This window comes from uncultured Kordia sp., assembly GCF_947496985.1.
GTDB lineage: Bacteria > Bacteroidota > Bacteroidia > Flavobacteriales > Flavobacteriaceae > Kordia.
Genome location: NZ_CANMEZ010000002.1, coordinates 612554 through 625127 on the forward strand (window position 1 = coordinate 612554; position 12574 = coordinate 625127).

Sequence of the window (12574 nt, forward strand, 5' to 3'; positions counted from 1 at the left end):
CGTTTTTTTATAAATTAACATAACTTTTCCTTACTTTTTCGATAATTAAGTGAGTTTGAGCGTTGAATAATATATTTTCATCTATGAAAAGATTCTTTTTATAGATAACAAGATTTACATAACAATCACTATTTTTTGTGATCGGAATTAAATAGTTTTGTAAAAAAGCAACGAATAGTGAATACCATAGATTTTTCTGAAGCATATACAGCTGAAAATCCATCCGCAATAACCATAGGAACTTTCGATGGTGTTCATGTGGGACATAAAAAGATTATTGAAAACCTTATTGAAAAATCTGATGGACTTTCCACAACATTGCTTACTTTTTTTCCACATCCGCGAATGGTATTGCAACAAGATGCCGGCATAAAACTTATTAATACAATTGAAGAACGCATTCAACTCTTAAACGAAACAGGTTTAGATAATTTAATTGTATATCCTTTTAGCAAAGAGTTTTCACGATTGACAGCGAAAGATTTTGTGCGTGATTTATTAATTGATCGATTGAACTTAAAGAAAATCATTATTGGATACGATCATCGTTTTGGAAGAAACCGAACAGCTAATATTGATGATTTAAGAGAATTTGGAGAAGCACTCAATTTTGAGGTCGCAGAAATTAAAGCCAAAGAAATTGATGATATTACAATTAGCTCTACCAAAATTAGAAAAGCATTAAATGAAGGCGATATAGAAACCGCAAATATGTATCTTGGATATGAATTTATGCTAACAGGAAACGTAATTCACGGTAAAGGATTAGGACGAACTATAAAATATCCAACAGCAAATATTCATATAAAAGAAAACTATAAGTTAATTCCAAAACAAGGTGTATATGCTGTAAAAAGCACTATTGAAAATCGTATGGTTTTTGGAATGATGAATATTGGTACAAATCCTACTGTAGAAGGAAAAGAACAAACTATTGAGGTTCACTTTTTTGACTTTTCGGATGATATTTATAATCAAAATATTCAAGTATTATTATTAGGTCGCTTGCGCGATGAACAAAAATTTGAGTCTGTAGAAAAACTGCAAGAACAATTGTTAAAAGACAAGAGACAATCCTTAGCACTAATTGAAAAATACAATGCTCAATAAATTTCTATACAAACAAGTAGACAATACCAGCCTCGTTATATTTCGAGTCGTCTTTGGGCTGCTTATTGGTTTAGAAGGATTTGGCGCTATTTTTACTGGTTGGGTAAAACGTACGTTTATTGAACCTGATTTTACTTTTCCATTTATTGGTTTTGAAGGTGTGCTTTCACCAATACATCAAACATTAAAACATTCTTTATTAGATTTTCAAGTATTCGGAATCAACTTTGCCAATTATTCTTATGGCTTCTATTTGTATTTTGCCATCATGGGACTTTGTGGCTTTTTGGTAATGCTTGGTTATAAATATCGCTGGAGCATGGGCATTTTCACAGTCATGTGGACTTGTGTGTATTTAATGCAAAAAACATCCTACAACAATCATTATTATCTATTGATATTGCTCTGTATTTTTATGTGGATTGTTCCTGCAAATCGTTATTTATCATTAGATGTAAAACTAAAACCAGCACTAAAGAAGATTTCCATGCCCAATTGGTGCGTTTGGATTTTTATTTTACAACTATTCATTGTGTATACATATGCTTCTGTTGCCAAAATGTATCCAGATTGGCTCAATGGAGAAGTCACTAAAAATTTAATGGCAAGCAAAAAAACACTGCCAATTGTTGGTGATTTTTTACAGCAAGGTTGGATTCATTACTTACTTACATACGTTGGAATTGGTTTTGACTTATTAGTAATTCCATTGCTATTATGGAAACGCACACGTGTATTCATCTTTTGTTGTTCTATTGTATTTCATTTATTCAATTCATTTGTACTACACATTGGAATCTTTCCATACATGTCATTAGCGTTGTGTATCTTCTTTTTTGACCCCGAAACCATTCGAAACATATTCCTCCCAAAAAAAGAAGTATATAAAGGTGACGAAGTAATAATATCATCATACAGAAACATCTTAATTCCGCTGTTTGCAATTTATTTTATCTTTCAAGTTTTATTACCGTTACGCCATTGGACTTTTCAAAATGATGTCCTATGGACAGAAGAAGGACATCGCTTAAGTTGGCGTATGATGTTACGATCTAAAACAGGATACGTACAGCTCAAAGTTGTAGATAAGAATACAAACGTTGTTACTTATGTCAATCCCGCATCATACACATCACCTAAACAAGCGACAAGAGTTGCTGTAAAACCTGACATGTTATGGCAATTTGCTCAAATTCTTGAAGAAAAATTTGCCTCAGAAGGAAAAGAAGTCAGCATCTATGCAATTGGTCGTGTACGCGTAAATAATCATAAGTATCAACAACTATTTGACCCTACAGTAGATTTAGCTGCTGAAGAATGGTCACATTTTTCTCATCATACATGGTTATTACCTTTTAAAAGCAAATATGATACTAAAGAATAGCTTGACTTAAACAACGCAACATGTCTGAACACATAGAAAATATTATCTTCTCAAGATTCGTAAAACAACCGATTCCTTTTGAATTTATTTCTATCAAAACCTTACGTGATCGCTGTGAAAAAAGTAAGTATGACTTATCAAAACCGCATCGAATTGCATTTCATGCACTTATTATTATTACCAAAGGGACAGGTACACATAACATCGATTTTAAAGAACAAAAACTATTCCCAGGTGTTATCTTACCTCTTACCAACGATCAAGTACATTCATTCAGTAAAAAACGTACTACAGATGGTTTCGTTATTTCGTTTGAGGAAGGATTCATTACGCAAAATATCAGCGAGAAAAATTTATTTCACTTTCTACATATTTACAATACGCCAAATGTTTATGTTGGTGAAGAAAACTTACAGGCGCTACAACCATTTTTAACACTTCTTGAAGATTTACACAAAGATGAAAACCTAAACATGAAGCCTGAAATGATCAACACTATATTTATGGCGTTATTATTCAAAATCAAGCAACTTTCCATATATCAGCACAAAACATTTGAAAGTAAACGTTTTAAAGATTTTCTAACATTCAAATTATTAATTACACAGGAATATACAGAAAGTCACAGCGCAAAATCATATGCAAAAAAAATGGGCGTATCATATAAATACCTCAACGATATTTGCAAAGACGTTGGAGGAAAAACAGCCAAAGCTTTTCTAGATAGTTGGCTACTATTAGAAATAAAAAGAAACATTTCTGAACAAAAATATACTTCACAAGAAATTGCTTTTAAAATGGGCTTCAACGAGCCATCTAACTTTATCAGATTCTTTAAAAAATATACAAACACAACACCAAATCAGTTCTTAAAACAGTTTGATAAAAATTAGATCAGTTACATATTGACTATTTTTTTAAACATATAGATAATTCGTTTTCAACGATGTAGAAATACATTTGCATCAATAAAAAAACGAAGCTATGACTTTACAAGAACAACTAAAAGTAGTCCGTGACGCTACAATGGAACGAATGCCCCAAGCCGTCATTGAAACATTTACGAATAGTATTCAAACTATTCAAAATGACAAACTAAAACAGAATGCATTACAAATTGGTGACACCATTCCGAACATATCATTAATTGACTATTATGGAACTAATGTTAAGATACAAGAAATTCAACAAACAGAATTTCTAATCCTTAACTTTTATCGTGGCGGTTGGTGCCCATATTGTAATATGGAATTACGCGAATTTGAACGACTGCGAAGCGATTTTAAAAAAGTAAATACCGATGTTATTGCTATCAGTGCAGAATTACCAAAACTAGCTGCACAAACGTCTCAAAAAAACACGATCTCCTATCCTATTCTTACAGATATACATGCTGAATTTATGAAAGCAATGGGAATAGTTTTCCAACTCGATGACGCTTCCAAAAGAGAATTTGACAACTTCGGAATGGACTTTTCTAAAATTCATGGAAATCACAACAATGAATTACCTGTTCCGGCTATTTATGTCATTGATCGAAATCAAAAAATTGTATTCATTCACTTTGAAGAAGATTATATGACACGCATGGAACCTACCAAACTACTCGAAATATTAACAACTAAAAACAATACATTATGAAAAAAGACAAAATTATATATTGGGTTTCAACAGGATTTTTATGCTTGCTATTTTTCATGGGCGCAATGATGTACATTTTCAATTACCCAAGAGCAGAATTATTCTTTAACAACTTAGGGTTTCCTACTTGGATTATTTACCCATTGGCTATTTTAAAAATCGCTGGTGCGATTACAGTAGCAACCAAATGGAATTTATTTTTAAAAGAGTTGGCTTACGCCGGATTTTTATTTGATGCAATACTTGCTTTAGTAGCACATGTAATGGTTTCAGATGGAGAATATATGTTTTCTGGAATTGCATTGGTATTTATTACAATTTCTTGGATATACGACAGAAAAATATATGGAAACTTAAAACACGTTAAAAATGACAACTAAAACAACAACAGGATTACAAAAAACTATTGAAACGCTTATAAAAGCAGGAACAAGTTTTGATTTAGAAAAGTTAAATAAACTATATCACAACGATTTACAAGTCATCATGATTGATACTGAAAAGCAAAAAATGTTGGCAACTAAAACAGAATTCATACAATTGTTTGAAGCCAAAAAAGCCAATAATGAACAAGATTTGAATACTTGGGCAGCAATTCATCATGTACATGTAAAAGAAAATACTGGCTTGGTTATTTTGGATAGAAAAGTAAATTTGACAGGCACGGAAAGTCTCATAAATTTAAATATTGATTTTGTATGGGAAGATAACCGTTGGCAAGTAACACGAGAAGTTATACTAACATTATAAATTATTAAAAGAAATATAAACAAGAAATCACTCTTTAACAAGAGTGATTTCTTGTTTAAAAAAAGATGTTTAACTAACTATAATCATTGTGCATTCACATACGAGAATTGAAGATTATAATACACGTTCCCGGCTTCTAAAAATTGTCCGGTTTCAGGATATCCTTGTGCATTATAGGTATATGTATAACTTTCCGTTAATACATTTGAACTTCCGGTTCGAATATCTTTTTTAATCAGATTATTTTGTCCGCCTTCCAAAGCACCATAATTCTGATCCAGCATATTTAAAATATTGATAAACTCAATATTTTTATGAATTCCATTTTGACCGTCGTAGAAATAATCGGTATCAAAATCAGCAACATCATAATCTTCCCGCATTAAATTTCCATTAGCAAACGTATATGACAATGATACGCCTGCTATGGTTTGCGTTTGAAAATTCCCAATGTATTGATTCGATTGAATTTCTGTTCCGTCTGCATTATAAGTCAATTCAGATCTGATAGCACTCTCTGATCCAAATAAAGTATATACATGCACAATATATTGTGTAAGTTGTCCACTTCCATCATATGCAAATGTGGTAAATGCACGTAACACATTTGGTGCATCTTCTTCATAAAAATTGATTCTGGATAATCTATCATTTTCATATAAATATTCATTCATCAACGAGCCATCAGTGTACCTTCTGTCTATCAAACGGTTTCCTTCATAATTATAGGTAATGATCTCATCGTCATCATCCGGATCTATAGCCATCATTCGTATTTCTTTGATTAAAAGTGCTCCTGAAGTTGGCGGTTCATCATCTGAATTCTCAGAACATGAAGACAATAAAACGGCAATAAAAAGCAAGTAAAAATAGTGTTTCATAACATTTAGATTAATTGTTGCACAAAGAACCTAAAAGCAGTTGCACTGCGAAAACCAAGCTATTTACATTTTATAAAAACGCAATAAAAACTCCCTGTTTTGTTCTAAAAAAATGATTCCGCTAAAGAAGTTTAGTATTTAATTGTAAAAAACCTATTCAATATTTAGCGTAAATACTACTTTTTTGATCCTTTTGATTATTTTTGTGCCTTCAATAATCAGCGCGTTAAGGATAGAGGCGGCATCCTTTTATCTTCAGTTTGAGTGATCTTGTAATGTTGAGCATCGTCGAAACAAGCAAAATAGTATCGAGAACAAGATAAAAGATATAGCCGAAAGCCTGACCGAAGAGAAATCGGAGGAAACGCCAAAAACATAACAAAATGTTACAATTACAATTTATTAGAGACAACAAAGCGCACGTAATCGAAGCGTTGAAGAAGAGAAATTTTGATGCTACTGAAATTGTAAACGAAGTAGTTTCGCTAGACGAAGCACGTAGAAGTTTGCAAGTAGAACTAGACAATACCTTAGCTTCCTCTAATAAATTATCCAAAGAAATTGGGCAATTATTTAAAAGTGGTGAGCCAAAGAAAGCGGGAATTTTACGTGAAAAAAGTACGCAATTGAAAGCTACTTCAGAAACGTTAAAAAATGATTTAAAGGAAAAAGAAGAAGCGGTTGCACAACTTTTATATACAATTCCAAACGTACCAAACACATTAGTTCCTGCTGGAAATAGTGAAGATGATAATGAAGAAGTTTTCAGTGCTGGTGATATTCCAACATTACATGAAGGCGCACAACCACATTGGGAATTGGCTAAAAAGTACGATATCATTGATTTTGAACTTGGAAATAAAATCACTGGAGCAGGATTTCCTGTATATAAAGGAAAAGGTGCGCGTTTGCAACGTGCTTTGATTCAGTATTTTTTAGATAAGAATACAACTGCTGGATATACTGAATATCAAGTACCACATTTGGTAAATGAAGCTTCTGGTTTTGGAACTGGTCAATTGCCAGATAAAGAAGGACAAATGTATCATGTAACAGGTGATAATTTATATTTGATTCCGACGGCTGAAGTTCCTGTAACGAATATGTTTCGTGATGAATTATTACAAGCAGAGAGCTTACCAATTTGTTGTACAGGATACACACCTTGTTTCCGTCGTGAAGCAGGAAGTTACGGAGCGCATGTACGTGGATTGAATCGTTTGCACCAATTTGACAAGGTAGAAATTGTACGCATAGAACGTCCTGAAAATTCATATGCCGCTCTTGATGGAATGGTAGAACACATCAAAGAAATATTAGAAGAATTAAAACTTCCGTATCGTATTTTACGTTTATGTGGTGGCGATTTAGGGTTTACTGCAGCGTTAACATATGACTTTGAAGTATTTTCTACAGCGCAAGATCGCTGGTTGGAAATTAGTTCGGTTTCTAACTTTGAAGCATTTCAAGCAAATCGTTTAAAGCTGAGAATCAAAGACAAAAACGGTAAAAAGCAGTTAGCACATACCTTAAATGGAAGTGCATTAGCATTGCCAAGAGTTTTAGCTGGAATTTTAGAAAATTACCAAACTGAAAACGGAGTTGAAATTCCTGAAGTATTGCGTAAATACACAGGTTTCGACATGATATCATAAGACAATACGCAATAAAAATCATATTTTCTCAAAGATCGACAATGTATTTTGTCGATCTTTTTTGCTTTTAATCGATAATTAAAGTATGTTTGCCATCCAAATCTAAATCAATATATGTTACGTAAATCCATAGATTAATAGCTAGTACGTATCATATAAGAGCTAAACAGAAAATGCTATACACCCAAACCTAGTTTTAAATAGTTTTAATCTATGGAAATTATAGCTGATAGAAATGTCCAAATGTAATGTTTGGACATTTTGTTTTTAGTGAAATTCTATTTTGGGAAGTTTATCTAAAAGCGTAACTACCGAATATCTAACAGCGTTAGCTGCCTAACTTCTAATAACATTACAATTTATTTAACATACTTTATGTTATCTTTGAACAAAAGCTTTTTTATGCGCTATATTTTATGTTTACTTATCAGTTTGGGAATGTACAGCACTGCATTTGCACAAAATGATGCGTTAGCACGCCAATATTATGAAAAAGGCGAATACAAAAAAGCCATTGTCGCTTTTGAAAAACTCTACAAACAATCGCCACGTAAAATAAATTATTTCATTGCAGTAGTCAATAGCTATCAGCAAATGGAAGATTTTGATTCGGCTGAAAAATTATTACTTGAGGCAATTCAAAAACCAAAATCGAATCCAATTTTATTAGTGGAAACAGGTTTTAATTATGATTTAAAACGAGATTCGCTTAGCGCGAAAAAATACTACGAAACTGCAGTTCAATATACTGAATCAAAAATCTCTGCTTCTTACATTGTTGGCCGGTCTTTTGAAAAAAAATCATTACTTGATTATGCCTTGAAGGTATACCAACAAGCACGTGTTGCCAATCCTAACTATAATTTCTTAACTAATATTGCCAGAATTTATGGGGAAAAAGGGGAAGTTGAAAAAATGTTTTCTACGTATTTAGATTTAATCAAAAATCGCGTAGAACAAAAAGGATATGCACAACGAATTATTAGTCAGTTTTTACGAAATGACCCAAATGATGAAAACAATATTTTATTTCGAAAAATATTACTAAAACGCAATCAACAACAACCTGATTTATTATGGAATGAGCTATTAAGTTGGTTATTTATTCAACAAAAACAATACAAAAGAGCTTTTATACAAGAAAAAGCAATTTATATGCAAGGTGAGGCTTCCTTGCAACGTATTTTTGACTTGGCGCGTATGAGTATGGAAGATAATGACAATGAAACCGCACGTGAAGTATTAACGTATATCATTGAAAAATCTAGTCAAAACGAAACTATTATTCGTGCTTCGCAACTAATCATACAACTTGATATTGAAGCAGTAACTGATGGAAACTACAATGAAATCCAAAAACGATTTGACAACCTATTCACTGAATATCCGCGTGATTATAGAACAGTTTTGCTACAGCGCGATTATGCAAATTTTATGGCTTTTCAGAAAAATCAGCCAGATGCGGCCATTGCATATTTAAAAGAAACGGTTCAACAACCACTAAACAAACGTCAATTAGCAACTGTTAAGCTCGCACTTGGAGATATTTTAGTATACCAAGAGCAATTCAACCAAGCATTAATATACTTTTCGCAAGTTCAAAAAGCATTAAAAAATGATGTTATTGGACAAGACGCACGCTACAGAGTTGCACGTACAAGTTATTATAAAGGTGATTTTGCATGGGCAGAAACACAACTGAAAGTATTAAAATCTTCAGTTTCTCAATTAATTGCAAATGATGCTTTAAAACTGAAATTGATTATCTCGGACAATTCTTTAGAAGATTCTACACAAACGGCATTAAAAAAATATGCGAAAGCTGATTTATTAGCGTATCAATTAAAAGATACGGAAGCCATTAGTAAATTGGAAGAAATTTTGCAAAATCATAAAGGTGAAAAAATTGAAGATGAAGCCTTGTTAATGCAAGCTGGACTCTATGAAAAAAGAGGAGAATTTGACAAAGCACGTTTAAACTACAAAAAAATTATTCAGTTTTTCAAAGATGATATCTTAGTAGATGATGCCTATTTTGCAATGGCAAAACTATATCTAAATCAATTTGATGATCCTGACACTGCAAAAGATTACTTTGAAGAAATCATTTTTAATCATCAAGACAGTATTCATTATGTAGAAGCACAAAAAGCTTATCGGAAACTTCGTGGCGACAATATAAATTAACTGTAATAAATACATTTAAAAAGCGTAATTTTGCAGTATAATTACAAAATAAATCTATGTACATTTATAATGTTACCATAAACGTTGATGATAGTATCCAACAAGATTTTTTAACTTGGATAGAAGCACACATTCCTGATGTATTAGCAACAGGAAAATTTACAAATGCCCGACTTGTACAAGTGTTGGTAGAAGAAGAAATGGGAACAACTTACGCTGTACAATACACAGCAACATTAAAAGAAAATATAGAAGCATATTACAAAGAAGATGCTCCTAAATTACGAGAAGATGGTCTAAAAAAGTTTGGTGATAAAATGCTTGCCTTCCGCACTGAATTAAAAGTAATCAAAGACTTTACTGCCTAATTGATGTTTTACTAAGGATATGAAAGAGAAAAGATATTATTCGCAATTTTTATACTTTATCAAAATACTATTCATTGTTATTTTACTTGGATTAGCGTTTTATTTCATAACGGAAGTATCAGATCTTATCGCTGAAAAAATTAGTAGATCATTGCGAAAAAATATGGTCATCACAGAATATGTTTTAAATTCAATTGTTGGGCTTATTTTATTTCTTGCTATCCTTTTAGTAATTGTCAGAGGAAAACCGCAAGTTACCATTAATGATAAAACACTCAGAACAAATCGTTTTAAAAGAGACTTTTCTGAAATAAAATCATATCATAAAGGCAGAGGCGGAAGCGAACCTTATATAATTTCTCACGATGGAAAACAATTGGACATTGAATTGTCGTGGTTTTCTAAAAGAGATAGAAACGAAATTGAATCAATCATCATTCGTCAAATAGAAGCCGCGAACTAACGAAACCTAGCAAATGACAGATAAAGTAAGAGCAAAGAAACACTTAGGACAGCATTTTCTAAAGGATGAAGAAGTTGCCCAACGAATTGCAGATACGCTTACGTTAAACAATTATAAAAACGTTTTGGAAATTGGCCCAGGAATGGGTGTATTAACAAAATACTTGTTAGACAAGCCAATTACAACGTATGTATGTGAAATTGACACAGAATCTGTTACCTATTTACAAGCACACTATTTGCAACTTTCTGATCGAATTATTGAAAAAGATTTTTTAAAATACGATCTATCACAAACATTCAAGCAGGAACCATTTGCCATTATTGGAAACTTTCCATACAATATTTCTACGCAAATTGTATTCAAAACCCTAGAATTGCGCGATCAAATTCCAGAATTTAGCGGCATGTTTCAAAAAGAAGTAGCACAACGTATTTGCGCTCCACATGGAAACAAAACCTATGGAATTCTCTCTGTATTAACACAAGCTTTTTACACTGCTGAATATCTATTTACGGTTCCGCCAGATGTATTCAATCCACCACCAAAAGTAGATTCAGGCGTAATGCGACTCATTCGAAAAGAAAACTATACACTTCCGTGTGATGAAAAACTATTCTTCAGAGTGGTCAAAACAGCTTTTCAACAACGAAGAAAAACACTTCGTAACAGTTTAAAAACATTCAATCTTTCCGATAATTTAAAAGAAGATACTATCTTTGGGCTTCGACCTGAACAATTACCTGTTCAAGGATTCGTAGATTTAACCATCAAGATAGCAAATGATTCCATTTAAACTCAGTGATGAACTCATTGCGCAAGTAGCACAGCACATTGAGCAAAAAAAAGATTCGTTACTTCTAGAATTACTAGAAGAGCTTCACTATGCGGATATTGCAGAGATTATTGATGAACTAAATCTTAATGAAGCTACATATATCTTCAAACTACTTGATAGCGAAAAAACATCTGATGTTCTAACAGAAGTCGATGATGATGTTCGTGAAAAAATACTTAAAAATCTTTCTGCCAAAGAAATTGCCGAAGAAATTGACGAACTCGATACCGATGATGCGGCTGATATAATTTCGGAACTTTCTGATAAACGAAAGCAAGAAGTAATCTCCGAATTAGAAGACAGAGAACATGCCAAAGAAATTGTAGAATTACTTCGTTATGATGAAGATTCTGCTGGTGGTTTAATGGCAAAAGAACTGGTAAAAGTAAACGAAAACTGGAATGTACTTACCTGTGTAAAAGAAATGCGAAAACAAGCAGAAGAAGTTACACGTGTGCATTCTATTTATGTAGTAGATGATGAAGATATCCTCAAAGGAAGATTGTCATTAAAAGACTTATTAACAACGTCTACACGAACTAATATTAAAGATGTTTACATTCCGAAAGTTGATTATGTAAATGTTGATGACAAAGCGGAAGACGTTGCTAAAGTAATGTCTAAATATGATTTAGAAGCCATTCCTGTAGTTGACGAAATGAAACGTTTGGTTGGTCGTATTACTATTGATGATATTGTAGATGTCATTAGAGAAGAAGCTGAAAAAGATTACCAATTAGCGGCAGGTATTACACAAGATGTAGAGGCCGATGATAGTATTTGGGAACTTACACGTGCACGCTTACCTTGGTTATTTTTAGGATTACTTGGCGGAATTGGCGCTGCAGCTATTATGGAAGGCTTTGAAGGAATGATTAGCAAACATGCAATCCTATTTTTCTTTACACCTTTAATCGCTGCTATGGCTGGAAATGTTGGTGTACAATCGAGCGCTATTATTGTGCAAGGATTAGCAAACGACGACTTAAAAGGAAGCATCAATAATCGCCTGATAAAAGAAATGTTATTAGCCACACTAAACGGGATTATATTAGCAATTATACTATTTGTTGTAGTTTCCATATGGAAAGAAAATTACCTTTCAGCATTAGCAATTTCGGCTTCTTTGGTTATTGTTATTATTGTTGCAGGAATTATAGGAACATTTATTCCTTTATTTTTAGACAAGCGCGGTATTGATCCTGCCATTGCTACTGGTCCATTTATTACTACCAGCAATGATATCTTCGGAATTTTAATCTACTTTATGATTGCCAAACTTATTATTGGTATCTAA

Annotated in this window: 13 protein-coding genes; 12 read left to right on the forward strand and 1 reads right to left on the reverse strand. The window is 32.6% G+C overall.

All coding sequences use genetic code 11. The features are described from left to right. Positions 1-177: 177 nt before the first annotated feature. The 6 genes from Q0828_RS07640 to Q0828_RS07665 all read left to right on the forward strand — a co-directional run bounded on the left by Q0828_RS07640 (position 178) and on the right by Q0828_RS07665 (position 4885). Positions 178-1110, forward strand: a complete 933-nt coding sequence (locus Q0828_RS07640; protein WP_298419240.1) for a bifunctional riboflavin kinase/FAD synthetase — start codon at positions 178-180, stop codon at positions 1108-1110. Continuing rightward, positions 1100-2494, forward strand: a complete 1395-nt coding sequence (locus Q0828_RS07645; protein ID WP_298419242.1) for an HTTM domain-containing protein — start codon at positions 1100-1102, stop codon at positions 2492-2494. Before Q0828_RS07640 ends, Q0828_RS07645 begins: the two co-directional genes overlap by 11 nt. Before the next feature lie 20 nt (positions 2495-2514). Beyond that, complete coding sequence (locus Q0828_RS07650) at positions 2515-3387, forward strand: helix-turn-helix transcriptional regulator (protein ID WP_298419244.1); 873 nt, start codon at positions 2515-2517, stop codon at positions 3385-3387. Between the two features lie 91 nt (positions 3388-3478). Continuing rightward, complete coding sequence (locus tag Q0828_RS07655) at positions 3479-4135, forward strand: peroxiredoxin-like family protein (protein WP_298419246.1); 657 nt, start codon at positions 3479-3481, stop codon at positions 4133-4135. Continuing rightward, positions 4132-4515, forward strand: coding sequence for a DoxX family protein (locus Q0828_RS07660; RefSeq protein ID WP_298419247.1), 384 nt, complete (start codon positions 4132-4134; stop codon positions 4513-4515). The genes Q0828_RS07655 and Q0828_RS07660 overlap by 4 nt, the downstream gene beginning before the upstream one ends. Further along, positions 4505-4885: a hypothetical protein gene (locus Q0828_RS07665; protein ID WP_298419249.1), complete on the forward strand. Its 381-nt coding sequence runs from the start codon at positions 4505-4507 to the stop codon at positions 4883-4885. Before Q0828_RS07660 ends, Q0828_RS07665 begins: the two co-directional genes overlap by 11 nt. A gap of 83 nt (positions 4886-4968) precedes the next feature. Here Q0828_RS07665 and Q0828_RS07670 read toward each other — a convergent pair whose 3' ends face one another. Beyond that, positions 4969-5766, reverse strand: coding sequence for a hypothetical protein (locus Q0828_RS07670; protein ID WP_298419251.1), 798 nt, complete (start codon positions 5764-5766; stop codon positions 4969-4971). Between the two features lie 383 nt (positions 5767-6149). Here Q0828_RS07670 and serS point away from each other — a divergent pair, with 383 nt between their 5' ends. From serS to mgtE, 6 genes are all read left to right on the forward strand, one after another. Continuing rightward, positions 6150-7421 (forward strand): serine--tRNA ligase, encoded by a 1272-nt coding sequence (serS, locus tag Q0828_RS07675; protein WP_298419253.1) that lies wholly within the window; start codon positions 6150-6152, stop codon positions 7419-7421. A gap of 402 nt (positions 7422-7823) precedes the next feature. After that, positions 7824-9608: a tetratricopeptide repeat protein gene (locus Q0828_RS07680; protein WP_298419255.1), complete on the forward strand. Its 1785-nt coding sequence runs from the start codon at positions 7824-7826 to the stop codon at positions 9606-9608. Positions 9609-9664: 56 nt separating this feature from the next. Continuing rightward, positions 9665-9976, forward strand: a complete 312-nt coding sequence (locus Q0828_RS07685) for a DUF4286 family protein (protein WP_298419257.1) — start codon at positions 9665-9667, stop codon at positions 9974-9976. Positions 9977-9995: 19 nt separating this feature from the next. Beyond that, positions 9996-10439 carry a hypothetical protein gene (locus Q0828_RS07690; RefSeq protein WP_298419259.1) on the forward strand — a complete coding sequence of 148 codons (444 nt, stop codon included), beginning with the start codon at positions 9996-9998 and terminating at the stop codon, positions 10437-10439. A gap of 13 nt (positions 10440-10452) precedes the next feature. Then, positions 10453-11235 carry a 16S rRNA (adenine(1518)-N(6)/adenine(1519)-N(6))-dimethyltransferase RsmA gene (gene rsmA / locus Q0828_RS07695; RefSeq protein WP_298419261.1) on the forward strand — a complete coding sequence of 261 codons (783 nt, stop codon included), beginning with the start codon at positions 10453-10455 and terminating at the stop codon, positions 11233-11235. After that, positions 11222-12574: a magnesium transporter gene (gene mgtE / locus Q0828_RS07700; protein WP_298419263.1), complete on the forward strand. Its 1353-nt coding sequence runs from the start codon at positions 11222-11224 to the stop codon at positions 12572-12574. The genes rsmA and mgtE overlap by 14 nt, the downstream gene beginning before the upstream one ends.